This window comes from Brevundimonas sp. (assembly GCF_965279155.1).
Classification (GTDB): domain Bacteria; phylum Pseudomonadota; class Alphaproteobacteria; order Caulobacterales; family Caulobacteraceae; genus Brevundimonas.
The window spans coordinates 3210104-3236233 of sequence record NZ_OZ257138.1; the positions used below are offsets into that span (position 1 = coordinate 3210104).

Consider the following 26130-nt stretch of genomic DNA (forward strand, 5'->3'; position numbering starts at 1 on the left):
TAGCCGGAGCGAGCCTATTGGTCGAGGAAATCGCCGGCGTTGAAGGACAGGATGCAGACGGGATCGGTGCCCGCTGCATCGGTGGAGCAGGCATCCACGCCGAACAGATCACCTTGGACCTTGGCGGTGGAGCGGAAGGTGCGGCCGTCGCGCTGGAACACCGAGCCGATCCTGTCGCTCCAGAGGATAAGGGCAGTCGCGAAGGCGGCGGCCGGCGCGCCGGTGCAGGTGAACAGCAGGAACTCGGCGCCGCGCCCGTCATCGGTGCGGCGATAGGCGCCAGCGGCTGCGGCCTGTTCAAGGCAGGCGGCGTAGAGACGGGCGTTCGGCGTCGGATCCTGGGTCGGAACAGCGGCGTAGTTTGGAGGCGCGGGCAGGGCATCGGGCGCGGTGGCGCAGGCGGCAGAAGTCAGGGTGGAAAGCAGGGCGAGAGCGGCGAGGGGCTTCATGGATGTCTCCTGACGGCCAAGCTTCTCACGCGGCCGTGTTCGACACCAGGCTTGCGCATTGCGGGATTACGACCCATCCTCCTTGTTCTGACGCGTTTTGCAGAAGGTTTGACGATCATGATCATCGCACTGGCCACCGGTTCCGCCCTGTCCGCCATGCTGCTCGTGATCCTCAATGCCAACCAGCCCAAGCCAAAACGCGTCCCCGTCCGCACGCGCGACACTCGACAAGGTCGCCGCTAGGACGCCTGACGGCGTAACCCTATTCGATAATCTGAGCCTGACGTTCGGCGACGAACGCACGGGCGTCGTCGGCCGCAATGGCGCGGGCAAGAGCACGCTCCTGCGCCTTATATCGGGCGCTGCGACGCCGGCCGAGGGCGCGGTGGCGCGCGCCGGCTCGGTCGGTGTGCTGGATCAGCGTTACGACCCTGCGCCGAACGAGACGGCGGCGCAGACCTTGGGCGTCGCAGAAGACCTGGCCATCATTGCGCGGGTGCTGGACGGCGAGGGGACGGCCGACGATCTGGCTGAGGCCGACTGGACGCTGGAGGTGCGGCTGGGCGAGGCTCTGGCTGCCGTGGGGCTGTCCGGGGTGGCGCTGGATCGACTGACCACCAGCCTGAGCGGGGGCGAGCAGACGCGGTTGAGGTTGGCGGGCCTGATGCTGGCTCGGCCGGATCTGATCCTGCTGGACGAGCCGACCAATCATCTGGACGTGGAGGCGCGGGCGCTGGTCGCGGAGGTGATCGGGCGCTGGGACGGCGGGGCCGTGGTGGTCAGCCATGACCGCAACCTGTTGCGTCGGATGGACCGGATCGTGGAGGTGTCGGGCCTTGGCGTGGCGATCTACGGCGGCGGCTATGACCTGTATGTCGCGCGCAAGGCGGCCGACCGCGAGGCGGCGGAGCGCGGTCTGATCGAGGCCGAGCGCGATGTCGCGCGGGCGGGCGCCGAGGCGCAGAGGCGAACGGAAACCAAGGTGAAGCGCGACGCGGCGGGGCGGCGCAAGGCGGCCAAGGGCGACCTGCCCAAAATCCTGCTGGGCGCACGGGCCGAGCGGGCCGAGAACAGCGGCGGGCGCGACCGGCTGCTGGCCACGCGACAGGCCGAGGCGGCGCAGGGCGTGCTAGCGGCGGCGCAGGAGCGGGTGGAGCGCACGCGGGCGCTGGCCATCCCCATGCCGACGACGGGATTGGCGAGCGGGCGAACGGTGCTGATGCTGGATCAAGCGTCATGGACGACGCCCGAGGGGCGGACCATCGTCGGGCCGATCGACCTCAGGCTGGTCGGGCCGGAGAGGGTCGCGGTGACCGGGGCGAACGGGGCGGGCAAGACGACCTTGTTGCGGCTGATCACAGGCGATCTGGAGCCGACGGCGGGGTCCGTCGAGCGGCCGGTGCGGGCGGTTCTGCTGGATCAGGAGGCGGCGATCCTGAAGCCGGACGAGACGCTGGTCGAGGCGTGGCGGCGGCTGAACCCGCAAGGGAGCGTCAACGACGCCCAGGCGGCGCTGGCGCGGTTCCTGTTTCGCAATACGGCGGCCCAGCGCCGGGTCGGCGACCTTTCAGGCGGCGAACGGCTGAGGGCGGCCCTGGCGTGCGTCATGACCGGCGCGACGCCGCCGCAACTGCTGGTGCTGGACGAGCCGACGAACCATCTGGACCTGGACGCCGTCGCCGCCGTGGAGGCGGCGCTGACCGCCTATGACGGGGCGCTGGTCGTCGTCAGCCACGATGCGGACTTTCTGGCCGCGCTGGAGGTCACGCGCACCGTCGTCCTGTGACAGGCTTAGGCGATCAGCCCCAGGCCTCGACGGCGCCCTTGCGGCGGACCATCGAGGGGCTGGTGAGCTGTGTGCGCGGTTCGGCCTCGGCGCGGCCGAACAACCAGCCCTGGCCGTATTCGACGCCTGCGGCCTTCAGTTCGGCGGCGACGCCGTCGGTTTCTATCATTTCTGCGATGGTTTCCAGCTTCATCGAGCGGCACAGCTCCACGATGCTGTGCAACATGGCCTTGGACCGTTCGTCCGTCTGGATGTCGCGCACGATGGCGCCGTCGATCTTGACCGCATCGACCGAGAGCTTTCGCAGATAGTCGAAGGCGGCGGCGCCCGCGCCGAAATCGTCGATACAGACCTTGATGCCGGCTTCGCGCAGGGCGGCCAGGCGACGGTCGGCGGCCTCGATGTCGGCGAGGGCCGAGGTCTCGGTGACTTCCACCATCAGGCGTCGGCGTTCCTCTGGCGCGCCGGCGGTCATGCGTAGAAGCTGTTCGACATAGGTGTCGTCGCCCAACGAGGCGCCGGAGACGTTGATCGCCATCTTCAGCAGGCCGGCGCCCGACTGACGCATCCGTTTCAGCACCTTTTCCGCGACGGCCAGATCGAAGGACTCGATCAGATCCAGTTCCTCGGCCATGCGGATGGCGTCTGCCGGGCCGGTATTTCCGTTGAAGCGGGTCAGGGCCTCGAAGTGGTGGACGGCGCGGGAGTCGAGGTGGACGATGGGCTGATAGTGGACCTGGAACTCGCGCGACTTGACCAGGCTGCGGAAGGTCTCGGCGTCGCGGAAGGTGCGTTTCAGCGAGTCCGCGAAGGCGATCTGCGGATTGATCAGGCCATCGCCCTTGAGGCAACCCTCGATGGCGAACCGCATGGCGCGAAGCACGCACAGCGAATCCGATCCGGGCGGCACGGGCGAACTGAAGGCTTCGGCGCCGAGCGACAGACCTTCGGCGCGGCCGGCCTCGATGATCTCGGCGGCGATGTCACGACGGTCGTTGGCGGGACGCAGCAGGGCGAAACGCACGCCGGTCAGCTGGGCCGCGCCCGAACCGTCGATGGCCGCCGATTGCAGGGTCGCCTCGATGCGGCGGTTCAGACGGTTGGCGGCTTCGCCGCTGACATTCTCCAGACCGCGAATGTCCAGGAAGGACAGGGCCAGGTCCGTGTTGGCCTCAAGCACCCGCCCGGCGTCGGCCAGGAATTCTTCCGCCTCCAGCAGAGGGCGGGTTTCAAGATCTTCGAGCGCGAAGGCCGGGCCTTCATAGGATATGGCGCAGGACACGGCAGGTGCCATCTGCGGCAGGACGAAGGCCCGGAACGTGGCGCGACGCACGCGGTCGGGTCCTGCCGCCACGAGAATGGACGTGGAGGGAATGCGGACGCCGGACTTCATCTTGCCCAAGGCCGTCAGTGTGGATGCGCCCTCGTGCAACAGATCGAGCAGCGGTCGGCCGGTCCAGGTCGCCCCGGCGTCCTCGCCTGCCACAGCCCCGGCGCCGATCGCAAAGGAGACAACGCCCTTCGGGTCCACCTCCACCAATGTGTCGGCGGATGCGAAGGCCAAACCTAGCAGGCGAGTGGTCAGCGTCATGAAAGCATGCTGACACGCAGTCGCTTAAAAAATAGGCAATAATCCTTAGGCGCAGGCTCGAACCGCATTTGCGATATCGATAAAACCTCAGAGAGATTTCTCTGCAACCAAAGGAATTCAAGCCATCCGGTTGATGGCGACGGCGCGTCCATCGCCCAGCGCCGCGCGGCCGTCGGCGGCATAGGCGGAGGCCGGCGTGCGGGCGGCGGTGACCTCTGCCGCAATGGCGCGGACGAGGCCCTCGGAAATCTGGCGCGCGGCGTCGACGGCGCGACCATGGCGGCTCAGCACGGCGTCGAATTCGCGGGTGGCGTCGATCAGGGTCTTGCGGTCATCCAGCGGCGCGCCGCTCAGCAAGGCCGGGTTCGCCTTTACGTGAGCGGAATCGCGACGATAGAGATTGGCCATCTCCTGGGTTTCGGCCAGGCCCGAGGCCACGTCCTGGGGGCGGCCGTCGGCGAAGGCGAAAGTCTCGGCCTCCAGTCGCTCGGTCAGGCGCAGCGTCAGCGCGGTCAGTTGGCGCACGCGCGCCTGGGCCAGTTCCATATCGCTCATTGTTTGCCCTCCTGCATCTTCAGCATTTCGGCCATGACGGTGTTGCTCAGGCCGATGCCGCCGGCCTTGACCGTGCTCTTGGCCATTTCGTCCAGCATGAAGCTGCGCCATGTCGCCTCGCCCTGGCCGCCGCCGAACAGGCCGTCGGTCGAAATGCCCTCGAACATCGGCTTCAGCATCTGCGAGATGAAGGTGGCCTCGAAGGCCTTGGCGGTTTCCTCGATCTTGTCGCGGTTCGGCGCCGTGGGCGCGGCCGCAGCGGGCCGCAACAGATCGGGGGAGACGGTCAGATCGCTCATGCTCACATCACCTCGATGTCGGCCTGAAGGGCGCCGGCGGCCTTGATGGCCTGAAGAATGCTGATCATGTCGCGCGGGCTGACGCCCAGGGCGTTCAGGCCGTTGACCAGGGTGGACAGGTTGGCCCCGCCCCCGACCATCCGCATCTGGGTGCCCAAGTCCTCTTCGACGCTGACCTGAGTAGAGGGCACGACGGCGGTCTGGCCCTGGCTGAAAGGCGCGGGTTGGCTGACGATCGGCTGTTCGTCCACCGAGATGGTCAGATTACCCTGGGCGATGGCCACCCGAGAGACGCGTACCGCGTCGCCCATGACGATGACGCCGTTGACCTCGTCGATGATGACCTTGGCCGGCGTGTCGACGCTGACGGCCAGGTTCTCGATCCGGCTGATGAAGCCTGCCATGCCCAGTTCCCCCGGCGCGCGCAGGGCGACCACGGTCCCGTTCTCGGCCAGGGCCGAACCGGGGTAGGCGGCGTTCACCACGGCGGCGACACGCTGGGCGGTGGTGAAATCGGGGTTGCGCAGGTTCAGGCGCACCTCGTTCATATTGGCCATCTGGAAGCCGGTCTCGCGTTCGACCACCGCGCCGGAGGCGATCCGGCCGGCAGTCGGCACGCCGCGCGTGACCGAGGAACCCGATCCACCGGAGGCCGAGACGGCTCCGGTCTGAACCGACCCCTGGGCCACCGCATAGACCTGACCATCCGCGCCCTGCAGACTGGTGACGACCAGCGAACCGCCCAGCAGGCTCTTGGCGTCGCACATGGAGGCGACCGACACATCGACGCGCGAGCCGGGCGTGGCGAAGGCCGGCAGGTCGGCGGTGACCATGACGGCGGCCATATTCTTGGTGTTGGCGTTGGCGCCGCGGATGTTTACGCCCAGACGCTCGGTCATGCCTTCCAGCGACTGGCGGGTGAAGGGGCAGTTGCGCAAGCTATCGCCGGTGCCGTTCAGGCCCATGACCATGCCGTAGCCGACCAACTGGTTGCCGCGCACGCCCTCGACGGCGACGATGTCCTTGATGCGGGACTGCGACTGGGCCAGCGCCGAGGTCGCACCGCCGGCGACGACGATCGTCGCAGCGACGGAGGCGATGAGGCGGGCAAGCAGATTTTGCATCGGTCAGACGTCCACGCAAGGTTACGCCTTCATCCTTGCGAGGATCATGCCGGATAATTAACGACGCGAATTCAACGTTGGCTGGCTTTGCAGCGGTATTGAAGCGGCAGGATTTGCCGGGGCGTTAACCAAACAGTCACCGCCGCCCGTCATGCATGGGGTCATGACGCGGAGCACCTACGCATGAAGGTTGTCGGCCCAAACGGCGTCAGCACGCCCGCAAGCACACGCACGACGCGATCCGCCAGCGACTTTTCGCTGGGCCAGGCGCCGGCTGCCGCGTCGCCTTCGGCCGCGACCGCCAGCACTGCGACCGGCGGTGTCTCTGACGTCTCGGCCCTGATGGCGCTGCAAGGGATCGAGGGGCCGCTGGAGAAGCGTCGCCGGGCGATCCGACGGGGCGGCGGTCTTCTGGACCGACTGGACGAACTCAAGCTGGCGCTACTGACGGGCGACGCCGACGAGACCTCGCTGGATCAGTTGGCGCGCACCCTGCGCGAAGAGCGCACCGATGACGGCGACGAAGGACTGAGCGCCTTGCTGGACCAAATCGACCTCAGGGCCTCCGTGGAGCTGGCGAAGGCCGAAATGCGCAATAAACGCGGCTGAGGCGGAAAAATCGCCTAATCTCAGAACGCTAAGCTTGGTTAGTGAGTGACATTTGTCACTGTAAGCCCTCGGATCGCCATAATCGGATCACGGATTCGAGAACCACATTGCCGCGACTCGACAGGCTGATTATACGGCCATCTGCGCCACAGGGGGGCGCGTTAGAGAGCGTGAGATCGATGAACGCTTTGGCGTCCGTTGTGTCCGACGAAACCGGCCCGTATCGGCCGTCTGACAGCGAGCCGTTCATGAGTGAACGGCAACAAGCCTATTTCAAGAAGAAGCTGATAGACTGGAAGGATGACATCCTTCGCGAGTCCAAGGGCACGGTGGTCAACCTGAAGGCCGAGACCGAAAACCACCCCGATCTGGTGGATCGCGCCTCTTCTGAATCCGACCGGGCCTTGGAGCTTCGTACCCGGGACCGCCAGCGCAAGTTGATCTCCAAGATCGACGACGCCCTGCGCCGGATCGAGGACGGCTCCTACGGCTATTGCGAGGATACGGGCGAGCCCATCAGCCTGGGCCGCTTGGAAGCTCGCCCGACGGCGACCCTGTCAGTCGAAGCTCAGGAACGCCACGAACGCCGCGAACGCGTCCACCGCGACGACTGACCTTCAGCCCGTTCAGGCGGGCAGGGCAGGAGTCAGATCGGTCTGGCTGAAGTCGTCGCCCTTGAACAACAAGGGGGCGTCGCTTTCTTTCGCCAGGGCGTAGGCGAAACACTCGCCTAGATTGAGCTTGGCGGGCGTGCACTTGCCGAAGTCGATCTGTGCTTGCGCGGCGACTTTCGCCGTTGCGGCCGTCGCTGGCGCGACCTGTATCCCAAAGTTCGTAAGCAGGGCGTCGAGGTCTGCAACTCCGTCGCCGCCACGCAAGCCGTGGATTCGCGTGTGGGCTTCCCAGTACCCTATTGGCGACAGCACGGCGTTCTCGGTCGCAAGGATCGTCAGTATCTGGCGCTTCTCCGGTTCGTCCAAAAGCACGGCCACCAATGCGGTGGCATCGACGACGATCATTTGGGCAGGCCGTCCTCATCATAGAAGTCGTCATCGGTCAGTAGCGGCCCCAGGATTGGAAGCGACTGGAAATGCGCGACGATGGCTTCCGCCGCCGCTATTTTTCGATCGATTTCCGCCTGTCTGGCTGTATTCGCCCGAGCTTCTCGATCACGCGCCATCTCATCGACCAAGTCGGTAATGGACAGGCCTTCGCGTTGCGCAAGACTGCGCAGCCGCTCGGCGACATCTGGCTTTCTGATCTGCACTGGCGCGTTCATGATGGTTATGGATTTATCATGATGAGCCGTTCAATCCAACCCGCGCCTTGACTTCGCCGGGTTGCGGGGCGACCTAGCCGCCTCGCTTTCGAGGTCGTCTATTCATGTCCGTCAAGGTCCGTTTCGCCCCGTCGCCCACGGGTAAGCTGCACGTCGGCAATGTCCGCACCGCCCTGGTGAACTGGATGTTCGCCAAGGGGCAGGGCGGGTCGTTCGTGTTGCGGATCGACGACACCGACCTGGCGCGCTCCACGCCCGAGTTCGAACAGGGGATCGAGGACGATCTGACCTGGCTGGGGATGCTGTGGGACGAGCGGGACAACCAGTCCAAGCGGTTCGACCGTTACGAGGAAGCGGCTGCGCGCCTGAAGGCTTCAGGCCGGCTGTATCCGGCCTATGAAACGGCCGACGAACTGGACCGGCGCCGCAAGGTGCAGTTGTCGCGCGGCCTGCCGCCGATCTATGACCGCGCCGCCCTGGAACTGACGGACGAGCAGAAGGCGGCCTATGAGACCGAGGGGCGTCGGCCGCACTGGCGCTTCAAGCTGGAAGGCAAGCGGGTCGCCTGGGAAGACCTGGCGCGCGGTCATGCCGAGGTGGACACCGCCTCGATGTCGGACCCGGTGCTGATCCGCGAGGACGGCCTGTTCCTCTACACCCTGCCGTCCGTGGTGGACGACATCGACATGGCCATCACCCACATCATCCGGGGCGAGGACCACGTCACCAACACCGGCGCGCAGATCGAGATCTTCGAAGCGCTGGGCGCGACGGTTCCCGGCTTCGCCCATATGCCGCTACTGGTCGGCGCCGACGGCGCGGCTCTGTCCAAGCGTCTGGGATCCCTGTCGATCAGCGACATGCGCGACCAGGGCTATGAGCCGATCGCCATCACCAGCCACCTGGGCCGTATCGGAACGTCAGATCCGCTGGAAGTCGGCGCCTCAGTCGAGGCCCTGGGGCAGAGCTTCGCCTTTTCCAAGATGGGCCGGTCGCCGGCCCGTTACGACACGGCGGATTTGGACCGCCTGAACGCCCAGGCCCTGCATGTGATGGACTATGCGACGGCCCAGCCGCGCCTTCAGGCGCTGAACGCCGATCTCGGCGAGACCTTCTGGTCTGTGGTGCGCGGCAACCTTACCAAGTTCGCCGATGTCGTTGAAATGGCGAAGATCGTTCAGGGGCCGGTCCAGCCGGTGATCGAGGACGCCGCCTTCATCGAGACGGCGCTTCGTCTGTTGCCGGACGTGATCGACGAAAACGCCTGGTCGACGTGGACCTCGGCCGTCAAGGCTGAGACGGGCGCCAAGGGCAAGGCGCTATTCATGCCGCTGCGTCTGGCGCTGACGGGCCAGCCGCATGGGCCGGACATGGCGGCCATGGCGCCGCTGATCGGTCGCGAGACCATCCAGCGGCGTCTGAGAGGCGAGGCGGCCTAAACCGCCTCGACCCCGATCAGGCATTGCAGACGGCCAGTTCGTCGGCGCTGAGTTCGACACCTTTGTACGAGAAGGCGGTCACCGGGCCGAACTTCTGAACCACGCGACGGCAGGCGCGCGTTGCAGGTTGCGGCGTGCCGCCCGAAGCGGTGCAGGTCGCGCCTTCGCAAGACCAGCGCGCGCCGTCGATGATGGTGGCGCGAGCGGGCGCCGAGGCGGCGTCGACCAGGGTCAGGCTGGTGGCGGCCGGCGTCTGGGCGACGGCCGGAGCGGCGGCGAACAGGGCGGCGGCGATGAGCAGGGCGCGCATGGAAAACTCTCCGAAATGAAGAACGGCGTCGTGCCGCTGAGCCCCAATGTCAGTTTTCCATAAAAACTGTCAATACGTAGTCGCGCGAATATTAGCGACGATCACTTATCGCTGATCATGTTTCACCTGCGGCATGTCGCCGCCACCCTGAACCTGGGCCATCGCCTCTTCGACCGTCTCGGCGACGGTCCAGGCGTCGAGGAACGAAGGCGGGGTCATGCCTTCCTCGACGCTGTGCTTCATCAGGGCGAAGAAGCCGTTCCAGAAGCCGTTCAGGTTTAAAAAGACCACCGGCTTGTGGTGCAGGTCCAGCCGCTTCCACGACAGCAGTTCGACGACTTCTTCCAGGGTGCCGATGCCGCCGGGGGCGACCACGAAGGCGTCGGATTGGTCGTACATCAGTTGCTTGCGCTCGTGCATAGAGGTGACGACGACGGTCTCGACCTCGTCGAACAGGCGTTCGCGGCTGCGCAGGAAAGCCGGCATGATGCCGACGACCCGGCCGCCCGCTTCGTGCGCGCCGCGCGCCGAGGCGCCCATCAGGCCCACGCCGCCGCCGCCATAGACCAGCCGCCATCCGGCCTCGGCCGTCGCCTTGCCGAAGGCGTAGGCGGCCTCGGTGTAGGAAGGATCGGCGGTTTCGGAGGCGCCGCAGAACAGGCAGACGGAAGAGCCGTCGAACGGCAGGAACGAAACGGGGGGTAGGGACATGGAGCCTCGAAGAAAACGAATACCCGATCTGGCCATGGCCAAACCGACGGCGCTCAAGCTAACACAGGCTCAAGCCGCTGGGTCGCCAGTCCTATATCGTAGAGGCGCAGGATGAAACGTCGGATGATCGTCGCGTGTGTCGCGGTCCTGGCTGCGGCGGCCTGTTCCGATCCGCAAGGCGGCGTGGCGGGGCCGACAGGGGCGGACGAAGCCTCGCCCTGGGTCCGGCCGCCGCTGATCGACGGTGTGACCCGTGATGGCGGGGTGCTGGTCGTGCGCGGGGCGGCGGGTCCGAACGCGCGCGTGGTGTTGCGTGCGCCCGATGCGGCTGCGGTGGCGGCCAGCGCGGATGGGGCGGGCCGATTCGAACTTCGATTGCCGCCCCTGCACGGCGATGTCCGGTTCACGCCCGAGGTGCAGGTGGGCGAGGACGCTGCCGTCTCGCCCGAGACATTGGTGGTCATCCAGGGCGGAGCGGGGCCTGTCGCGCTGATCGCCGCAGGCCAGCCGACCGTCCGTCTGGACGGCGCAGGCGGGCTGGACGCCGTGGACTCGGACGGCGCCACGCTGATGGCGTCGGGTCAGGCGGAAAGCACGGCGCCCGTCGTGACCATCAACGGCGTCGGCGTGACGGCGACGGCGATCGGGCGCGGGCGGTGGCGCGCCGTCACAGGACAAGCGGGCGCAGCGACGATCACGGTGAACGGCAAGAGCGTCGACTATCCGGGCGCGGGCGGTGCGACGGGGTTCGTCATCGAGCGGGCGGGGCAGGGCTGGCGGATCACCTGGCCTGTGGCGCCGAACGGTCGCCAGTCGGCGTGGCTGCCGGATCGGGTCGGTTAACGTCCTGGAAACCAATTTGGTTAACTAAGAGGATCGTCCTCAGGGACACCATCACCGAACCTTGTTTCAGCCCGGCGCCCCCGCCGGGCTTCTTTTTTTGATCGCAGCTCAGCCCTTGTCGGGCGTGTCTTTCGTCTTTTCCGTGCGATCCCGGAACAGGGCGGCGCGGGCCAGAAGGATCAGGGTGACAGGCGTCGTGACGGTCAGGAACAGACCGATCAGGATTTCGCGCGGCATGAACCGCCCCTCGACTGTCGTGAACCACACCACCGACGCCGCCAGCACCAGCGCCATGCCCAGGGGCGCGCCCAACGTCGGCGCGTGGACACGCTCGTAGAAGGTCTTCAGCCGCGTCAGGCCGACCGCGCCCAGCAGCGACAGGGCCGAGCCGGCGAGCGCCAAACCCACGACGACGAAGGCGGCCCATGCGGGAACTTCAGCCTGGGTCATTCGATCACCTCGCCGCGCATCAGGAACTTGGCCAGGGCTACGGTGGCGGCGAAGCCCAGCATGCCGATCACCAGGGCGGCCTCGAAATAGAGCTGGCTGTTGGTGCGGATGCCGAACACCACCACCAGAAGCATGCCGTTCAGATAGAGGGTGTCCATGCCCAGCACGCGATCCTGGGCGCGCGGGCCGTGGATGATACGCCAGGCGGCCAGGCCCATGGCGCAGATCAGCATCAGCTGGGCCAGACCCAGGCCCCAGGTCAGCACCGCCGCCGTCATTCGAAGATCTCCATCAGCCGGCGCTCGTAGCGATCCTTGATCAGGCGCACCCAGGTCTCTTCGTCCACCAGGTCGAGCACGTGCAGCAGCAGCCGGCCGGTCGCGGACTCGTATTCGACCCACAGGGTGCCGGGCGTCGAGGTGACGATGATGGCCAGGACCGCCAGGCCGTATCGGTCGCGCAGATCCAGCGGGATATGGATGAAGCCGGACGTCCGCTCATGGCGACGGTGACCCAGGATGATCTGGGCCACGGCCCAGTTCGATCGCACCACGTCGCCGATGACGTCTACGGCGAGGCGCGCCATGGCCTTCGGCGCCTTCAACCGGACGCGATCGACGCCCAAGGCCAGCATGATGATCGGCGCCAGCAGGGCCAGCAGAAGGGCGAGCACCAGAGACGGCGGGGCGATCGACGCGCTGAGCAGGATCGAGGCGACGAACAGGCCCAGCGACAGGACGGGGTAGGGAAGGATGCGTCTCATCGGCCGCCTCCGCCCAGGACGGCGTGGATGTAGCCCTGCGGCTCGGCCAGGCAGGCCGCCGTGTGGTCGGTGTAGATCAGGGCGGACCCGGCGAAGATGGCCAGGAAGACGCAGGCGCCGAGCAGGGCGGCGACCGCCGTCAGTTCGGCCGCGCCCACAACGAAAGGCGGGGCATCCTCGTCGCGGGTCCAGATGGCGCCGACGCCCAGACGGGTCAGACCGATCAGGGCGCCGAGGCTGGACACCGACAGCACCGCCACCAGCGTCCACGCAGCCGCTCCGCCGACGCCGACTAACGCGCTGATCATCGACAGTTTGCCGACGAAGCCCGCGAGGGGTGGCATGCCCGCCACCATCAGGGTGCAGATCAGGAAGGCGCCGCCCAGGGCCGCCACGGCCGCCGGGATGACCAGGCCGGGCTCATTGCGTTCCTCATCGTCGAACGGGTCACGATATTCATCGTCGAAGACGGCGCGCGCCTCGCCCACATCGGTCTCGCGTCCGCGCTGCAGGATCTCGGCCAGCAGGAACAGGGCCGCGCAGGCCAGGGTCGAGCCGATCAGATAGAAGAGCGCGCCGCTGAGGGCAGCCGTATCGCCGACGCCCAGGATCGCCAGCACAGTGCCCGACGAGATCATCACCCCGAACCCGGCGGCGCGGGACAGATCGCGCGAGGCGATCAGGCCGAATGTGCCGAAGGCGATGGTCGCCAGGCCGCCGAACATCAGCCATGTGAGCCCGAACCCGGCCGACGCCCCTGCGTCTGCGCCGAACAACAGCATGCTGAGCCGGATGATCACATAGACCCCGACCTTGGACAGGATGGCGAAGACCGCCGCCGCCGGGGCGCTGGCGGCTGAATAGGTCGAGGTCAGCCAGAAGCCGACGGGCCACATGGCGCATTTGACCAGGAAGGCCGTGCCCAGCACCGCCGCCCCGATGTGGAACAGGCCCCGGTCGCCCGCCGCGATGGTGGGAACCCGCATCGCCAGATCGGCCATATTCAGCGTGCCCGTCACCCCATAGATCAGGCTGACGCCGATCAGGAACAGCAGGGAGGCGGTCAGGTTGACGGCGATATAGATCACGCCCGCCCGCACCCTGGCCTCGCCCGAACCATGCAGGGCCAGGCCGTAGGAGGCGGCCAGCATCACCTCGAAGAAGACGAACAGGTTGAACAGGTCGCCGGTCAACAGGGCGCCGTTGACCCCCATGATCAGCAGCAGGAACAGGGCGTGGAAACGCGGCCCGGCCCGGTCCCACCGCGCCAGGGCGAAGATCAGAGCGCAGCCGCCCAGGACGCTGGTCAGGGCCACCATCATCGTCGACAGCCGGTCGGCGACCAGGACGACGCCGTAGGGCGCGGCCCATGATCCCAGGCGATAGACGCGCGCGGTGTCGCCGCCGCCCACCGCGCCATTGGCGCTCTCGTGCAGCAGGACCAAGGCCATGACCAGAATGGCCGCCATGGCGGCCAGGCTTAGCGAGGCCTTCAGGATGCGACGACGCTCGTCCACCAGCAGCATGGCCGAGGCGATGATCATCGGCAGAACGATGGGGCCGATGATCAGATGGGCGTGCCAGTCGGTCATGCGTCAGGCTCCTTGCCGTCGACATGGTCGCTGCCGGTGATGCCGCGCGCGGCCAGGATGACCACCAGGAACAAGGCCGTCAGGGCGAAGCTGATGACGATGGCCGTCAGGACCAGGGCCTGGGGCGTCGGGTCGGTGTAGCGCGCCGGATCGGAGACATCGCCCGCCAGCACGGGCGGCGCGCCCGACTTCAGCCGTCCCATGGCGAAGATGAAGATGTTGACCGCATAGGACAGCAGCGACAGCCCCATGATGACCTGGAAGGTGCGGGGGCGAAGCAGCAGCCAGACGCCCGAGGCCGCCAGCACGCCGATGGCGAGGGCGAGAACCAGTTCCATCATGACGGCTCTCCTTCCTCGGCGTCTCTCTGCTTTGGCTTGCGCAGCGACTGGTGCGCCAGGGCGACCAGGGTCAGAACGGTGGCGCCGACGACCAGGACCACCACGCCCAGGTCGAACAACACGGCGCTGGCCAAAGGCACACGGCCCAGGATCGGCAGGTCTGCATACTGGAACCACGAGGTCAGGAACGGGTAGCCGAACAGCCACGACCCGATCCCGCTGAGCGCCGCGATCACCAGACCGGCGCCGATCCAGAAGATGGGGCGGATGGCCAGCCGCTCCTCCACCCACCGGGCGCCCGAGGCCATATATTGCAGGATGAAGGCGATCGACAGGGCCACGCCAGCCGCGAACCCACCGCCCGGCAGGTCATGCCCGCGCAGGAACAGATGCACCGCCAACAGGATGATGAAGGGGAAGATCCAGCGCATGACCACGCGTGGGATCAGCATGGTCTCCTTCAGGGTATCGCCTTCCGAGCGGGTGTCGTGATCGCGATCCGAGGCGTTCTGGGCCTTCTGCTGACTGGGATCCGGCAGGGTGTCGTCCGCTGGGCGGAACCGGCGCAGCAGGGCGAAGATCGTCAGACCGACGATGCCCAGGACCGTGATCTCGCCGAAGGTGTCGAAGGCGCGGAAGTCGACCAGGATGACGTTGACGATGTTGCGCCCGCCCGCGTCCTTGTAGGCGTGCTCCACGAAGAAGCGCGAAATTCCCTCGACCGACGGCCGCGTCATCACCGCGTAGGAGATGGCGGCGAGGGCCGTGCCGACGGCTGCGGCGATGACGACGTCGATGCGGCGGCGGCGACGCGAACGCCGTTCCATGGCCTGGGGCAGGCGGATGGTCTCCAGCCGCTTCGGCAACCAGCGCAGGCCCAGCAGCAGAAGGACGGTGGTCACCACCTCGACCAGCAACTGGGTCACGGCCAGGTCCGGCGCCGACAGCCAGACGAAGGACAGGCAGCTGGCCAGACCCGCCCCGCCCATCAGAACCACGGCCGCCAGCCGGTGATACTTCGCCTGCCAAGCCGCCGCGACCGCGCAACTGGCGCCGACCAGCCACAGGCCCGCAAACGCCCAGTTCGCCAGGGTCGGCGTCGGCATGATCGGCCTGATGACCAGGCCCGCGCCGAGGGCGGCCAGACCGCCCGCCAGCAGGGCGACCAGGACGATGGCGCGCAACTGCGGCTGTTGTCGCGTCGCGCCGAACAGGCGGACCAGCACTTCGGAACCCTTGAACAGGCCGGTCATCGCCCGTTCGAACAACCAGCCGCCGTTCAGCCGCTTCCAGCCCCAGGGGCCGCCGCGCGGGTTGGCGTTGATCCGCTTGCCGAAGACGACATACAGGGCCACGCCTCCCGCCAGGGCGATGAGGCTCAGCACCAGCGGCAGGTTGAACCCGTGCCACAGGGCCAGGCTGTAATAGGGCAGGTCGAAGCCCAGCACCGAGACGGCGGCGCTTTTCAGGAACGGACCCACCGTTACAGCCGGGAAGATGCCCACGACCAGGCACAGGGCCACCAGCACCTCGACCGGACGCCGCATCCAGGCGACCGGCTCGTGCGGCACGCGGTCCAGCTTGGTCGGCGGCGGGCCGAAGAAGGTCGTATGGATGAAGCGCAGCGAATACAGGACGCTGAAGGCGCTGGCCAAGGTCGCCAGAGCGGGCAGCAGCAGGTTCAGTCCGTGGGTGTGTACGCTGGCCACCGCCTCGGCCAGGAACATCTCCTTGGACAGGAAACCGTTCAGCAGCGGCACGCCCGCCATGGCCGCCGCCGCCACCATGGCCAGGGTCGCGGTGAAGGGCATGAAGCGGAACAGGCCGCTGAGCTTCCTCATATCCCGCGTGCAGGCCTCGTGATCGATGATGCCGGCGGCCATGAACAGCGAGGCCTTGAAGGTGGCGTGGTTCACCGTGTGGAAGATGGCGGCGATACAGCCCAGCGGGCTTCCCAGCCCCAGCAACAGCACGATCAGGCCCAGGTGGCTGATGGTCGAATAGGCCAGCAGGCCCTTCAGATCATGCTGGAAGATGGCGCACCAGGCGCCCAGCAACAGGGTGGCCAGACCCATGCCGCCCACGATCAGATACCAGCTCTCGGTCCCCGCAAAGACCGGCCAGAAACGGATCAGCAGGAAGATGCCCGCCTTCACCATGGTCGCGGAATGCAGATAGGCGCTGACCGGCGTCGGCGCGGCCATGGCGCGCGGCAGCCAGAAGTGGAACGGGAACTGGGCGCTCTTGGTCATGGCGCCAAGCAGCAACAGCAGCAGGGCCGGCAGATAGAGCGGGCTCTCCTGGATCGCCTCTCGCGAGGCCAGGACGACATCCAGATCGTAGCTGCCGACGATCCGCCCGATCAGGATCATGCCGACCAGCAGGGCGATCCCGCCCGTCGCCGTCACCGTCAGGGCCATGCGCGAGCCTTCGCGCGCGGCCGAATTTTGGTGCCAATAACCGATCAGCAGGAAGGAGAAGAGGCTGGTCAGTTCCCAGAAGACCACCAGCTGGATCAGGTTGCCCGACAACACCACCCCCTGCATCGCGCCCATGAAGGCCAGCAGGAAGGAGAAGAACCGCGGCACCGGATCCTTCGGCGACATGTAATAGCGGGCATACAGCACCACCAAGGCGCCGATCCCCAGGATCAGGGCGCTGAACAACCACGACAGCCCGTCCAGCCGCAGCACCAGATTGACCCCCAGCGACGGAAGCCAGGGGATCTCGTAGCGCAGCGTCTCCCCGTCCTGGAACATCGGCCACAGCGCCGCCAGACACCCCAGGCTGACCAGGGCCACAACCCACGACAGGATGGCGGCGGCGGTGCGCGCGTGACGCGGCAGACCGGACGCGACGATGGCGCCGAGGAACGGTAGGACCAGGATGACGACGAGAAGGAAGCTGATGGACATTACGGCGGCGCGTCTCTCCGAAGTCTCGCGGGTGGCATGGCCGAACGCTCAAGGTTCGGCAAGGTTCTGATCGCCCTTCACCTACGAACTGGAAAGCGGCGCGTCAAAGCGACACCACGGCGCGTTGGCGCTCCATGGCGGTCATGCGATCTGGCGACGGCAAGCAGCCGGGCGGGCGATGCTTGGCGAATATTGCTTTGTGGGGGAGGGGCTTAGATCAAAGGCCTGTAAGAACGGCGGCCTTTACTCCCGAGTGGCTCCGCGGGTAGGATTCGAACCTACGACCAGCCGATTAACAGTCGGCTGCTCTACCACTGAGCTACCGCGGAACATGCTCGGGAGGCGGGCCTATAGCAGCGCCTGTTCTGATCTTGCAATGGGAAATTGAGCAAATCGACCCGATAATTATCGACGATCCCGAAGACCCGCGTGTTGCGGCCTATCGAGACATCCGCGAACGCGATCTGACGGGCCGCCAGGGCCTGTTCATCGCCGAAGGGGAGGTGGTGGTGCGTGGGCTGGCGTCGGCGGCGTCGCGCTGTCGGCCGCTGTCGCTGCTGCTGGCCGAGAAGAGGGTGGCGGCCCTGACGGATGTGATCCAAGCCTTGCCGCCCGCAACACCCGTCTATGTGGCGCGCCAGCCGGTGCTGGACCGGATCGCCGGGTTCGAGCTTCACCGGGGCATATTGGCCCTGGGCGAAAAGCCTGCGCCGCCGTCGCTGGCCGAACTGCTGGCGGATGTGGGGCCTCAGGACGTGTTCGTCGTCGCCAGCGGCATCGGCAATCACGACAATATGGGTGGGCTGTTCCGGAACGCCGCCGCCTTCGGGGCCAAGGCGGTGTTGCTGGATGCGACCTGCTGCGATCCCTTTTACCGCAAGGCCATTCGCGTCTCGGTCGGGGCCGTGCTGCGCACGCCGTTCGCCATCGCCGAGGGCGAGGTGATCGTGGACGCGCTGCAACAGGCGGGCGTCGAAGTGCTGGCCCTGACGCCGTCGGCGACCGAGCGCCTGTCGGATTATCGGCGCACGGGGCCGGTCGCCTTGGTTCTGGGGTCGGAGGGGCCGGGTCTGCCGCGAAAGCTGATCGACCGCTGCCGGCCCATCGGCATCGCCATGGCGGGCGGGTTCGATTCGCTGAACGTCGCCGCCACCAGCGCTGTGGCCCTGCATCATCTGACGACGACGGCGCTGGCGCGGGGCTGAAACGCGAAGGCCGCCCCGAGGGGCGGCCTTCGTCCGTGTCATCGCGATGGAGGCCTGACCGGGAATCGAACCCGGGTGCAAGGATTTGCAGTCCTCTGCGTCACCACTCCGCCATCAGGCCGCTTTTGGTCCCCAATTTCTCGGGGGCGGTCATCGCGAGGGGCGTTCGCTATCAGATCGGATTGTCCGCTGCAACGCACGGACCTATAAGCGCGCGAGTTTTCCTCCCGGATTATCGTTGAAGGCTGCCTAAAGATGGATTTCACCGCAGAGCGCAAGGCTATGGTCGACTCGCAGGTGCGGGTGAACGACGTGACGGATCGCGCCATTCACCTGGCCATGATGGCCGTGCCGCGTGAATCGTACTGCGCGCCCGACCGCGCCTTCGCCGCCTATTCCGAAGAATCGGTGGTCATCGCCGGCGAGCGTCGCCTGATGCCCGCGCGCGACGTCGCCAAGTTGCTGCAGGCCGCCGATGCGCGGACAGGCGAGAAGGCCTTGGCCATCGCCGCCCCCTACGCCGCCGCTGTGCTGGCGCGCATGGGCGTGGCGGTCACCGCTCAGGAATCGGACGACGCTGTCTTCGCCGTGGTCGGCGAGGCCCTGGCGGCCGAGGGTGTGACGACGGTCGTCGCGCCGCTGGCCCAGCCGACCGGCGAGGGCTGGGACCTGATCATTTCCGAAGGCGGCGTGCAGAGCCTGCCCGAATCGTGGGGCGCCGCCCTGCGTCCCGGCGGCCGGATCGTGGTGGTCGAGCGTCGCGGCGCCATCGGCAAGGCGGCCCTGTATGTGCAGACGCGCGAAGGCCTGTCGCGCCGTGAACTGTTCGATTCGTCGCCGTCGGTCCTTGCCGAGCTGACGCCGGCCCCCACTTTCGCGCTGTAAGACAAAGAGACGCGCGGTTGCGACGGAAATCCCGTTCGCAACCGTGAAGAAAACTTAACTGGCGTGTGGTTCGGTCAGGCCGCAGTTACGCTTGAGAAAACATTCGGGCGTTCCTCGGGGGGCGTCAGGCAAGGACGGACAATGTTGAAACGCTCGCGTGTGCTGGCTTCGGCCGCAGTGGTCGCCGTGATGACCGGACTGGGCGCGCCTGCCTGGGCAGAGACGCTGCAGGACGCGATCGCCCTGGCCTATCGGACCAATCCCAACCTGTTGGCCCAGCGCGCCACCCAGCGCGCGCTGGATGAGACTGTGGTCCAGGCCCGCTCCGGCCTGCGTCCGACCCTGAGCGCCTCGGCGGGCGTGGATTACACCCGCAGCGACTTCCCCACCGTGACCCAGTTCGTCGACACCAACGGCGACGGCGTGCCGGACACCCAGGTTTCGTCCTCCTCGTCGGAAACCGACGGCGCAAATGTGGGCGTCAGCCTGAGCCAGAACATCTGGACCGCCGGCCGCACCTCGCGCGCCATCGACCAGGCCCGCGCCAGCGTCCTGGCCGGCCGCGAGAACCTGCGCGAGATCGAACAGTCGGTCATGCTGTCGGTCATCCAGGCCTATGTGAACGTGACCCGCGACATGGAAATCCTGCGTATCCGCCAGGAAAACCTGACCGTCCTGCAACGCCAGCTGGAAGAGACCAGCGCCCGCTTCGAGGTCGGCGAGATCACCCGCACCGACGTGGCCCAGGCCGAGGCCTCGCAGGCGCAGTCGGAGGCCGATCTGGCCAACGCCCAGGCCCAGCTGTCCACCTCGCGCGCCGCCTATGCCGCCGTCGTCGGCCAATCGCCTAGCGATCTGGAAGCCGCGCCGGCCCTGCCGGCCGTGCCCAGCGACTTTGACGTCGCCATTGAAACCGCCCTTCAGCGGAATCCCGGCGTGCTGGCCGCCACCTATACGCTGCAAGGCGCAGAGGCGGCCGTCGCCGCCGCCCGCTCGGAATATCTGCCGTCTGTTCGCGCCACCGCTTCGTATGGCGGTTCGACCAACGATCTGGGCGATCTGGGTGAACTGGCGGACCGTCGCAGCTTCACCGCCGGCGCCACCCTGTCGGTGCCGCTGTTCACGGGCGGTCTGAACCGTTCGCGCGTCGCCCAGGCGCTGGAACGCGCCAACGCCGCCCAGATAGGCATCGAGGGTGAGCGTCGTACTGTGCTTCAGAACGTCAGCTCGGCTTACGCCCAGGTGCTGTCCACCCGCGCCACGGTGTCGGCAGGCAGCGAAGCGGTTCGCGCCGCCTCGGTCGCCGCCGAGGGCGTGCGTCAGGAGGCCCAGGTCGGTCTGCGCACCACGCTGGACGTGCTGAACCAGGAATTGGCCCTGCGGAACTCGCAGACCTTGGTGGCCAGCGCGCGCGCCGCCGAATATGTGGCCCGCGCCTCGCTGCTGGCCGCCATGGGTCAGCTGGAAGGCCCTGCGCTGAACCCGACCCTCGACGCCTATGATCCCGCGACCAACTACGACCGGGTCAAGGGACGCGGCGGCCTGCCGTGGGATGGCGTGATCGAGACATTGGACCGCGTGGCCTCGCCGCCGATCGTCGCCGCCGCCGACGCCGCCGATGCGCCGATCGACACGCAGCTGAAAGGCGAGATCGTCCGCACCGCGCCGCAGAACTGACGGCCGCCGAATACGGACTGAAACCGCCCGTTGATTCCGACGGGCGAAGATGCGACGACAAGGCATAGGCGCCGAACGATCCGTCGTTCGGCGCCTGACCCTTTCGCGGCGTGCGGCCTAGTCCGTAAGCCAACTTCTTCCCAGGCCTCGCCCAAGGTTGCGCCATGACCGATCAGTCCGCCCAGGAACCGACCATGGAAGAGATCCTGGCGTCGATTCGCCGGATCATCTCCGAAGACGACGCTCCGGCCGAGACGCCCGCTGCGGCTGCGCCTGAAGCCACGCCTGAACCTGTGCCCGAGCCGCTTGCGGCCGAGACCATCTTCGCCGCACCGGTCGAGCCGACGCCTGAACCCGCCGCCGTCGAGGACGACGTGCTGGAACTGACCGACCGCTACGAAGCGCCAGCGGAGATCATCGGCGACCTGGACGTGGTCGAACACACGCCCGAACCCTATCAGCCCGAGCCGGAAGCCGCTCCGGTCTATGCCGAATCGGCGCCCGAGCCTGCGCCCTCCTATGACACCCTGGTTGGCGACAGCGCCGCCGCCAGCGCCGCCTCGGCCTTCGCCGGTTTGGCGGCCTCGTTCAAGAAGCCAGAACCGGCCCAGGCCGCGTCGGGCGACCTGCCCTTCGTCAGCGGCAACACGGTCGAGGCCATGGTCGCCGAGATGCTGCGCCCCTTGCTGAAGGACTGGCTGGACAACAATCTGCCGGGCATCGTCCAGGCGGCGGTACAAAAGGAAGTCGAACGCATCGCGCGCAGCGCCTAGCCCTTCGCTTCACCGCAGACTAATCGAAGGGCGGCTCCTGCTGGGGCCGCCCTTTGTCATTCGAGGCCCCGTGTGGCCGCGCCGCTTGCGCCGCACGACAACGATCAAAGAAGTCCCATGCTTGAGAAGACCTTCGAACCCCAGGCCGCCGAGCCCCGCCTTTACGCTCAGTGGGAAAAGAGCGGCCTGTTCGCGCCGCGCGCCGCCGCCGCGACCGACGGCGCCGCCGACGCCTATTCGATCGTCATTCCGCCGCCGAACGTGACCGGCAGCCTGCACGTCGGCCATGCGCTGAACAACACGCTGCAGGACATCCTGGCTCGCTATCACCGGATGAAGGGCAAGGCGGTGCTGTGGCTGCCGGGCACGGACCACGCCGGTATCGCCACCCAGATGGTGGTCGAACGCCAGATGGCCGCAGCCGGCAATATCAGCCGGCGCGACATGGGTCGTGACGCCTTCATCGAAAAGGTCTGGAAATGGAAGGCCGAGAGCGGCGGCGCCATCGTCCAGCAACTGCGTCGCCTTGGGGCATCCTGCGACTGGTCGCGCGAGCGCTTCACCCTGGACGAGGGGCTGAACGCCGCCGTGCGCAAGGTGTTCGTGCAACTGCACAAGGAAGGCCTGATCTATCGCGACAAACGGCTGGTGAACTGGGATCCGCATTTCCAGACCGCCATCTCGGACCTGGAGGTCGAGCAGCGCGAGGTGGACGGCGCCTATTGGCATTTCGCCTATCCGCTGGCCCCCGATGAAGACGGAAAGCCCGTCACCTACGAACACCCCATCGCCTTCGACGAGGACGGCAAGGCGACGGAATGGGAGACGCGCGACTTCATCGTCGTCGCCACGACCCGGCCCGAGACCATGCTGGGCGACACCGGCGTGGCCGTTCACCCCGAGGATGAGAGGTATGCCGGCCTGATCGGCAAGTTCGTGACCCTGCCCATCGTTGGCCGTCGCATCCCCATCGTCGCCGACGACTATGCCGATCCGACCAAGGGATCGGGCGCGGTGAAGATCACACCAGCGCATGATTTCAACGACTTCGGCGTTGGCAAGCGCGCGGGCCTGCCGTCGCTGAATATCCTCGACGCGTTCGGGCGCATCACCGACGTGGATACCGCGGACGTGCCGTCCGACTATGTCGGCATGGACCGTTTCGCCGCGCGCAAGGCCATCGTCGCCCGCGCCGAGGAAGAGGGCTGGCTGCGCGAGATCGAGAAGACCAAGCATGTCGTCCCACACGGCGACCGTTCCGGCGTCGTCATCGAGCCCTGGCTGACGGACCAGTGGTACGTCGATGCCAAGGTCCTGGCCCAGCCTGCGCTGAAGGCGGTGGAGCAGGGCGACACGGTGTTCGAGCCGAAATCGTACGAGAAGATCTATTTCGAATGGCTGCGCAACATCGAGCCGTGGTGCATCAGCCGCCAGCTTTGGTGGGGCCATCGCATCCCGGCCTGGTACGGCCCGAACGGCGAAATCTATGTCGCCGAGACGGAAGAGGACGCCCGTGAGCAGGCGATGGCGGACTATGATTCCGAGGTCGCCCTGACCCAGGACGAGGACGTCCTCGATACCTGGTTCAGCTCGGCTCTGTGGCCGTTCTCGACCATGGGCTGGCCCGAGAAGACCGAGGATCTGGAGCGGTTCTATCCGACCAGCGACCTGGTCACGGCGGCGGACATCATCTTCTTCTGGGTCGCCCGGATGATGATGATGGGTCAGCACTTCATGGGCGAGGTGCCGTTCAAGCGCGTCATCATCAACGGCCTGGTCCGCGACGAGAAGGGCCAGAAGATGAGCAAGTCCAAGGGGAACGTCATCGACCCCCTGGGCATCATCGACGAACTGGGCGCCGATCCGCTGCGGTTCACCATGGCCATCCTGTCGGGCACGCGCGACATCAAGCTGTCGAAACAGCGGATCGAGGGCTATCGCAACTTCGGCACCAAGCTGTGGAACGCCGCCCGGTTCAGCCAGATGAACGAGGCGCAGCGCGTCGAGGGCTTCGATGTGGCGACGGTCGAACAGACGATCAACCGATGGATCCGTGGCGAGCTGACCAAGGCCGAGCGGGCGGTGTCCGAGGCCATCGAGGGCGGGCGGTTCGACGATGCGGCGGGCGCCCTGTATCGCTTCGTCTGGAACGTCTTCTGCGACTGGTATCTGGAACTGGCCAAGCCGGTGTTCAACGGCGCCGATGAAGCCGCCAAGGCCGAGACGCGGGCCATGACCGCCTGGACCCTGGACCAGACGCTGAAGCTGCTGCACCCGGTCATGCCCTTCATCACCGAGGAACTTTGGGCCGAACTGGGCAAGGAAGGTCCGGCGAGGGAAGGCCTGCTGATCGGCGCCGAATGGCCTGTGCTGCCGAACGCCTTCATCGACGCCTCGGCCGAGGCCGAAATCGGCTGGCTAGTCGATCTGGTCGGCGAAATCCGGGGGCTGCGCGCCGAGATGAATGTGCCGCCGTCGGCAAAGCCGCCGCTGGCCTTCGTCGCGCCGGACGCCGTCACGGCTGAACGGCTGGCGCGCCACCGCGACCTGATCCTGACCCTGGGCCGGGTGTCCGAGGTCGGCTCGGCGGACGCTGCGCCGACCGGGGCCGTGACCTTCGTTTCGGGCGGTTCGACGGTCGCCCTGTCGCTGGCGGGGATCATCGACCTGACGGCCGAACGGGCGCGGTTGGAGAAGGAGATCGCCGTCTTCGAAAGCGATATCGGCCATGTGAACAAGAAGCTGGGCAACCCCAACTTCGTGTCGCGCGCCGCACCCGAAGTGGTGGACGAACAACGCGCCAAGTTGGCTGAGGCTGAGGCCGGCAAGGTCAAACTGCAGGCGGCGCTGACGCGGCTGGCGTCGCTTTGAATTCTTTTCCTCTGACGAGGACGCGGGCGTGAAGACGCGGATTGATCAGCTTCTGGTCGCACGCGGCCTGTTTGGCAGTCGCTCGCAAGCGCGCGCAGCGATCGAGGCGGGACTGGTTCTGGCCGACGGCGTGATCGTGCGGAAGGCGTCCGAACAGTTTGCGGACGACATTGCGCTGGACGCCCAGCCGGCACACCGCTGGGTCGGTCGAGGCGCGTTGAAGCTGGATCACGCCCTGACCGTGTGGCCTGTCGTCGTCGAGGGCAAGGTGGCGCTGGATGTGGGGGCGTCGACCGGCGGCTTCACCGAGGTTCTGCTGGATCGCGGCGTGGCCCAGGTGTTCGCCGTCGATGTCGGGTTCGGCCAGATGCACGACCGGGTCGCCGCCGATACGCGCGTGGTCAATCTGGAGCGCACCGATGCGCGCGACCTGACCCCCGAATTGATCTCGCCGGCGCCGTCCCTGATCGTGTGCGACGCCAGTTTCATTAGCCTGGCCAAGGTCTTGCCCGCCGCACTCGACTTGGCGGCGCCGGACGCGGACCTGATCACCTTGGTCAAGCCCCAGTTCGAGGCCGACGGCCCGGGCGGGGGCAAGAAGGGCGTGGTCAAGGATCCGCAGGCCCACGCTTCTGCCGTGCAGCGCGTTCGCGACTGGTTGGAGGCTTTCGGCTGGATCGTGCAGGCCACGACCGAAAGCCCCATCACCGGTGGCGATGGGAATGTCGAGTTCCTGCTGTGGGCGAAAAAACCCAACTAAATCAGATCAATTAAGCTGAACGCCGGTAGCCCCCAAACACGAGCTCATGCAGCGCGAAGCGCGATAGCCCCTAAACAAAGAGAAACCGCCGGAGGACTGATCCTCCAGCGGCTCCCGTCACGTCGTCGATCGACAGGGGGGCTGAAAATTAATCGACGACGCGATAGCGGCCGTACTGGTCGGGGCAGGTGCGGACGTAACGGGTGTCCGTGCGACCATCGGGCAGACGGACCTGGCTTTCGGCCAGACGGCATCCGTCTGAATTCTGATACGATTCGACCGGGCGCGAGCGGTCGTCGTAATAGCCGCCACGGTCGTAGGCATAGTCGTCGCGACGATCTTCGTAACGATAGCCCTGATCGCCGGTGTAGCGATCATCGTAGTAGCCGGGCTGGCTGTAGCCCTGGGCGTAGTAGCCGTTCGAACCATAGTTGCTCTGGTAGCTGCGGCAGGCGTCCGAGCTGGAACGACCGACCTGCGAGCCGACCACGGCGCCGAGCACGCCGCCCAGGATGCTGCCCTCGGTGCGGCGACCGCGCGCGGCCAACTGCGAGCCGATGACGGCGCCCGCGCCGCCGCCGATGACCGCGCCGGCGCCGGTGCGGCCCTGACGTTCACGCGAGCAGGGATCATAGGACTGGCCGCGCCCGTAGTTGTAGGACGGGGCATACGCGCCGGTGCCGTAGTTCTGGCTGTAGCCGTTGCTGTAATAAACCTGAGCCGACGCCGTGAGCGGGGCGGCGGTGACGCCGAGCGCCAGGGCGGCGACGGCGGCGAGCGATGTTTTGGTGAGACGCATTTTCCAACCCTCTGAGGACCGAACGGTTTCCGTCAATCGTTAACGGCAAAGCCTCGTGTCTCGTTGCAATGAGATTTACGACCGCGAAGCTGAACGGCAATTGA

At 66.8% G+C, this 26130-nt stretch carries 27 protein-coding genes and 2 tRNA genes; 11 read left to right on the forward strand and 18 right to left on the reverse strand.

Going from position 1 to position 26130, the window contains the following annotated elements; translation table 11 throughout:
- Window positions 1-14: 14 nt before the first annotated feature.
- On the reverse strand, window positions 15-449 hold the full coding sequence (locus tag ACQY72_RS15615) for a hypothetical protein (protein WP_428154706.1): 435 nt from the start codon (window positions 447-449) through the stop codon (window positions 15-17).
- A 175-nt stretch (window positions 450-624) separates the two neighbouring features.
- Here ACQY72_RS15615 and ACQY72_RS15620 point away from each other — a divergent pair, with 175 nt between their 5' ends.
- Window positions 625-2235 (forward strand): ABC-F family ATP-binding cassette domain-containing protein, encoded by a 1611-nt coding sequence (locus ACQY72_RS15620; protein ID WP_428154707.1) that lies wholly within the window; start codon window positions 625-627, stop codon window positions 2233-2235.
- Between the two features lie 13 nt (window positions 2236-2248).
- On the opposite strand, the gene ACQY72_RS15625 is transcribed toward ACQY72_RS15620, so the two are convergent.
- From ACQY72_RS15625 to ACQY72_RS15640, 4 genes are all read right to left on the reverse strand, one after another.
- The gene (locus ACQY72_RS15625) at window positions 2249-3826 is read right to left on the reverse strand and encodes an EAL domain-containing protein (protein WP_428154708.1); all 1578 of its coding nucleotides are present in this window, start codon (window positions 3824-3826) and stop codon (window positions 2249-2251) included.
- 117 nt (window positions 3827-3943) lie between these two features.
- Entirely contained in the window at window positions 3944-4381 is a 438-nt protein-coding gene (locus ACQY72_RS15630; RefSeq protein ID WP_428154709.1) for a flagellar basal-body protein FlbY, read from the reverse strand.
- Entirely contained in the window at window positions 4378-4680 is a 303-nt protein-coding gene (locus ACQY72_RS15635) for a rod-binding protein (protein ID WP_428154710.1), read from the reverse strand. Before ACQY72_RS15635 ends, ACQY72_RS15630 begins: the two co-directional genes overlap by 4 nt.
- 2 nt (window positions 4681-4682) lie before the next feature.
- On the reverse strand, window positions 4683-5804 hold the full coding sequence (locus ACQY72_RS15640; RefSeq protein WP_428154711.1) for a flagellar basal body P-ring protein FlgI: 1122 nt from the start codon (window positions 5802-5804) through the stop codon (window positions 4683-4685).
- Window positions 5805-5987: 183 nt separating this feature from the next.
- Here ACQY72_RS15640 and ACQY72_RS15645 point away from each other — a divergent pair, with 183 nt between their 5' ends.
- Both ACQY72_RS15645 and dksA read left to right on the forward strand, forming a co-directional pair.
- A complete protein-coding gene (locus ACQY72_RS15645) occupies window positions 5988-6413 on the forward strand; it encodes a flagellar assembly protein FliX (protein ID WP_428154713.1) in 426 nt (141 codons plus the stop codon).
- Between the two features lie 179 nt (window positions 6414-6592).
- A complete protein-coding gene (dksA, locus tag ACQY72_RS15650) occupies window positions 6593-7027 on the forward strand; it encodes an RNA polymerase-binding protein DksA (protein ID WP_428154714.1) in 435 nt (144 codons plus the stop codon).
- Between the two features lie 12 nt (window positions 7028-7039).
- Here dksA and ACQY72_RS15655 read toward each other — a convergent pair whose 3' ends face one another.
- Together ACQY72_RS15655 and ACQY72_RS15660 are read right to left on the reverse strand one after the other, a co-directional pair.
- A complete protein-coding gene (locus ACQY72_RS15655; protein ID WP_428154716.1) occupies window positions 7040-7432 on the reverse strand; it encodes a type II toxin-antitoxin system VapC family toxin in 393 nt (130 codons plus the stop codon).
- Window positions 7429-7680 carry a type II toxin-antitoxin system VapB family antitoxin gene (locus ACQY72_RS15660; protein WP_428154718.1) on the reverse strand — a complete coding sequence of 84 codons (252 nt, stop codon included), beginning with the start codon at window positions 7678-7680 and terminating at the stop codon, window positions 7429-7431. Before ACQY72_RS15660 ends, ACQY72_RS15655 begins: the two co-directional genes overlap by 4 nt.
- Window positions 7681-7796: 116 nt before the next feature.
- Between ACQY72_RS15660 and gltX the strand changes: the two genes are divergently transcribed.
- Window positions 7797-9131 carry a glutamate--tRNA ligase gene (gltX, locus tag ACQY72_RS15665; protein ID WP_428154719.1) on the forward strand — a complete coding sequence of 445 codons (1335 nt, stop codon included), beginning with the start codon at window positions 7797-7799 and terminating at the stop codon, window positions 9129-9131.
- Window positions 9132-9147: 16 nt separating this feature from the next.
- Here gltX and ACQY72_RS15670 read toward each other — a convergent pair whose 3' ends face one another.
- Entirely contained in the window at window positions 9148-9441 is a 294-nt protein-coding gene (locus ACQY72_RS15670; RefSeq protein WP_428154721.1) for a CC_3452 family protein, read from the reverse strand.
- Between the two features lie 105 nt (window positions 9442-9546).
- The gene (locus tag ACQY72_RS15675; RefSeq protein ID WP_428154723.1) at window positions 9547-10152 is read right to left on the reverse strand and encodes a TIGR00730 family Rossman fold protein; all 606 of its coding nucleotides are present in this window, start codon (window positions 10150-10152) and stop codon (window positions 9547-9549) included.
- Window positions 10153-10263: 111 nt separating this feature from the next.
- On the opposite strand from ACQY72_RS15675, the gene ACQY72_RS15680 reads away from it, so the two are divergent.
- Window positions 10264-10995, forward strand: coding sequence for a hypothetical protein (locus ACQY72_RS15680; RefSeq protein WP_428154725.1), 732 nt, complete (start codon window positions 10264-10266; stop codon window positions 10993-10995).
- Between the two features lie 108 nt (window positions 10996-11103).
- Here ACQY72_RS15680 and mnhG read toward each other — a convergent pair whose 3' ends face one another.
- The 7 genes from mnhG to ACQY72_RS15715 form a co-directional block, all read right to left on the reverse strand.
- Window positions 11104-11445 (reverse strand): monovalent cation/H(+) antiporter subunit G, encoded by a 342-nt coding sequence (mnhG, locus tag ACQY72_RS15685; protein WP_428154727.1) that lies wholly within the window; start codon window positions 11443-11445, stop codon window positions 11104-11106.
- Complete coding sequence (locus ACQY72_RS15690) at window positions 11442-11723, reverse strand: K+/H+ antiporter subunit F (protein ID WP_045810222.1); 282 nt, start codon at window positions 11721-11723, stop codon at window positions 11442-11444. Before ACQY72_RS15690 ends, mnhG begins: the two co-directional genes overlap by 4 nt.
- A complete protein-coding gene (locus ACQY72_RS15695) occupies window positions 11720-12208 on the reverse strand; it encodes a Na+/H+ antiporter subunit E (protein WP_428154728.1) in 489 nt (162 codons plus the stop codon). The genes ACQY72_RS15690 and ACQY72_RS15695 overlap by 4 nt, the downstream gene beginning before the upstream one ends.
- Window positions 12205-13800 (reverse strand): monovalent cation/H+ antiporter subunit D, encoded by a 1596-nt coding sequence (locus ACQY72_RS15700; protein WP_428154730.1) that lies wholly within the window; start codon window positions 13798-13800, stop codon window positions 12205-12207. The genes ACQY72_RS15695 and ACQY72_RS15700 overlap by 4 nt, the downstream gene beginning before the upstream one ends.
- Window positions 13797-14141: a Na+/H+ antiporter subunit C gene (locus ACQY72_RS15705; protein ID WP_428154732.1), complete on the reverse strand. Its 345-nt coding sequence runs from the start codon at window positions 14139-14141 to the stop codon at window positions 13797-13799. The genes ACQY72_RS15700 and ACQY72_RS15705 overlap by 4 nt, the downstream gene beginning before the upstream one ends.
- A complete protein-coding gene (locus tag ACQY72_RS15710) occupies window positions 14138-17056 on the reverse strand; it encodes a monovalent cation/H+ antiporter subunit A (RefSeq protein ID WP_428154734.1) in 2919 nt (972 codons plus the stop codon). Before ACQY72_RS15710 ends, ACQY72_RS15705 begins: the two co-directional genes overlap by 4 nt.
- A gap of 254 nt (window positions 17057-17310) precedes the next feature.
- Window positions 17311-17385 (reverse strand) — tRNA-Asn (locus tag ACQY72_RS15715).
- 42 nt (window positions 17386-17427) lie between these two features.
- On the opposite strand from ACQY72_RS15715, the gene ACQY72_RS15720 reads away from it, so the two are divergent.
- Window positions 17428-18261 carry a TrmH family RNA methyltransferase gene (locus ACQY72_RS15720; RefSeq protein WP_428154735.1) on the forward strand — a complete coding sequence of 278 codons (834 nt, stop codon included), beginning with the start codon at window positions 17428-17430 and terminating at the stop codon, window positions 18259-18261.
- 47 nt (window positions 18262-18308) lie between these two features.
- Here the strand turns inward: ACQY72_RS15720 and ACQY72_RS15725 are convergent.
- Window positions 18309-18382, reverse strand: a tRNA-Cys gene (locus tag ACQY72_RS15725).
- Window positions 18383-18516: 134 nt separating this feature from the next.
- Between ACQY72_RS15725 and ACQY72_RS15730 the strand changes: the two genes are divergently transcribed.
- The 5 genes from ACQY72_RS15730 to ACQY72_RS15750 all read left to right on the forward strand — a co-directional run bounded on the left by ACQY72_RS15730 (window position 18517) and on the right by ACQY72_RS15750 (window position 25227).
- Entirely contained in the window at window positions 18517-19146 is a 630-nt protein-coding gene (locus tag ACQY72_RS15730; RefSeq protein ID WP_428154737.1) for a protein-L-isoaspartate O-methyltransferase family protein, read from the forward strand.
- 141 nt (window positions 19147-19287) lie between these two features.
- A complete protein-coding gene (locus ACQY72_RS15735) occupies window positions 19288-20823 on the forward strand; it encodes a TolC family outer membrane protein (RefSeq protein ID WP_428154739.1) in 1536 nt (511 codons plus the stop codon).
- 164 nt (window positions 20824-20987) lie between these two features.
- Complete coding sequence (locus ACQY72_RS15740) at window positions 20988-21596, forward strand: DUF2497 domain-containing protein (RefSeq protein WP_428154740.1); 609 nt, start codon at window positions 20988-20990, stop codon at window positions 21594-21596.
- A gap of 117 nt (window positions 21597-21713) precedes the next feature.
- Window positions 21714-24467, forward strand: a complete 2754-nt coding sequence (locus ACQY72_RS15745; protein ID WP_428154742.1) for a valine--tRNA ligase — start codon at window positions 21714-21716, stop codon at window positions 24465-24467.
- Window positions 24468-24495: 28 nt separating this feature from the next.
- Entirely contained in the window at window positions 24496-25227 is a 732-nt protein-coding gene (locus ACQY72_RS15750) for a TlyA family RNA methyltransferase (protein ID WP_428154744.1), read from the forward strand.
- Between the two features lie 148 nt (window positions 25228-25375).
- Here the strand turns inward: ACQY72_RS15750 and ACQY72_RS15755 are convergent, their stop codons facing one another.
- Window positions 25376-26026, reverse strand: a complete 651-nt coding sequence (locus ACQY72_RS15755; RefSeq protein ID WP_428154746.1) for a glycine zipper 2TM domain-containing protein — start codon at window positions 26024-26026, stop codon at window positions 25376-25378.
- Between the last annotated feature and the right edge of the window lie 104 nt (window positions 26027-26130).

What these genes read in the sequence shown, in the direction of transcription:
- ACQY72_RS15670 (WP_428154721.1), bottom strand. Translation starts at nt 9,441, where the DNA reads ATGCGCGCCCTGCTCATCGCCGCCGCCCTGTTCGCCGCCGCTCCGGCC.
- ACQY72_RS15695 (WP_428154728.1), bottom strand. Translation starts at nt 12,208, where the DNA reads ATGAGACGCATCCTTCCCTACCCCGTCCTGTCGCTGGGCCTGTTCGTC.
- ACQY72_RS15705 (WP_428154732.1), bottom strand. Translation starts at nt 14,141, where the DNA reads ATGATGGAACTGGTTCTCGCCCTCGCCATCGGCGTGCTGGCGGCCTCG.
- ACQY72_RS15730 (WP_428154737.1), top strand. Translation starts at nt 18,517, where the DNA reads ATGGATTTCACCGCAGAGCGCAAGGCTATGGTCGACTCGCAGGTGCGG.
- ACQY72_RS15630 (WP_428154709.1), bottom strand. Translation starts at nt 4,381, where the DNA reads ATGAGCGATATGGAACTGGCCCAGGCGCGCGTGCGCCAACTGACCGCG.
- ACQY72_RS15735 (WP_428154739.1), top strand. Translation starts at nt 19,288, where the DNA reads ATGTTGAAACGCTCGCGTGTGCTGGCTTCGGCCGCAGTGGTCGCCGTG.
- ACQY72_RS15675 (WP_428154723.1), bottom strand. Translation starts at nt 10,152, where the DNA reads ATGTCCCTACCCCCCGTTTCGTTCCTGCCGTTCGACGGCTCTTCCGTC.
- ACQY72_RS15710 (WP_428154734.1), bottom strand. Translation starts at nt 17,056, where the DNA reads ATGTCCATCAGCTTCCTTCTCGTCGTCATCCTGGTCCTACCGTTCCTC.
- ACQY72_RS15655 (WP_428154716.1), bottom strand. Translation starts at nt 7,432, where the DNA reads ATGATCGTCGTCGATGCCACCGCATTGGTGGCCGTGCTTTTGGACGAA.
- ACQY72_RS15755 (WP_428154746.1), bottom strand. Translation starts at nt 26,026, where the DNA reads ATGCGTCTCACCAAAACATCGCTCGCCGCCGTCGCCGCCCTGGCGCTC.
- ACQY72_RS15745 (WP_428154742.1), top strand. Translation starts at nt 21,714, where the DNA reads ATGCTTGAGAAGACCTTCGAACCCCAGGCCGCCGAGCCCCGCCTTTAC.
- ACQY72_RS15700 (WP_428154730.1), bottom strand. Translation starts at nt 13,800, where the DNA reads ATGACCGACTGGCACGCCCATCTGATCATCGGCCCCATCGTTCTGCCG.
- ACQY72_RS15690 (WP_045810222.1), bottom strand. Translation starts at nt 11,723, where the DNA reads ATGACGGCGGCGGTGCTGACCTGGGGCCTGGGTCTGGCCCAGCTGATG.
- ACQY72_RS15645 (WP_428154713.1), top strand. Translation starts at nt 5,988, where the DNA reads ATGAAGGTTGTCGGCCCAAACGGCGTCAGCACGCCCGCAAGCACACGC.
- ACQY72_RS15615 (WP_428154706.1), bottom strand. Translation starts at nt 449, where the DNA reads ATGAAGCCCCTCGCCGCTCTCGCCCTGCTTTCCACCCTGACTTCTGCC.
- ACQY72_RS15625 (WP_428154708.1), bottom strand. Translation starts at nt 3,826, where the DNA reads ATGACGCTGACCACTCGCCTGCTAGGTTTGGCCTTCGCATCCGCCGAC.
- mnhG (WP_428154727.1), bottom strand. Translation starts at nt 11,445, where the DNA reads ATGACCCAGGCTGAAGTTCCCGCATGGGCCGCCTTCGTCGTCGTGGGT.
- ACQY72_RS15640 (WP_428154711.1), bottom strand. Translation starts at nt 5,804, where the DNA reads ATGCAAAATCTGCTTGCCCGCCTCATCGCCTCCGTCGCTGCGACGATC.
- ACQY72_RS15680 (WP_428154725.1), top strand. Translation starts at nt 10,264, where the DNA reads ATGAAACGTCGGATGATCGTCGCGTGTGTCGCGGTCCTGGCTGCGGCG.
- ACQY72_RS15740 (WP_428154740.1), top strand. Translation starts at nt 20,988, where the DNA reads ATGACCGATCAGTCCGCCCAGGAACCGACCATGGAAGAGATCCTGGCG.
- dksA (WP_428154714.1), top strand. Translation starts at nt 6,593, where the DNA reads ATGAACGCTTTGGCGTCCGTTGTGTCCGACGAAACCGGCCCGTATCGG.
- gltX (WP_428154719.1), top strand. Translation starts at nt 7,797, where the DNA reads ATGTCCGTCAAGGTCCGTTTCGCCCCGTCGCCCACGGGTAAGCTGCAC.
- ACQY72_RS15635 (WP_428154710.1), bottom strand. Translation starts at nt 4,680, where the DNA reads ATGAGCGATCTGACCGTCTCCCCCGATCTGTTGCGGCCCGCTGCGGCC.
- ACQY72_RS15620 (WP_428154707.1), top strand. Translation starts at nt 625, where the DNA reads ATGCCAACCAGCCCAAGCCAAAACGCGTCCCCGTCCGCACGCGCGACA.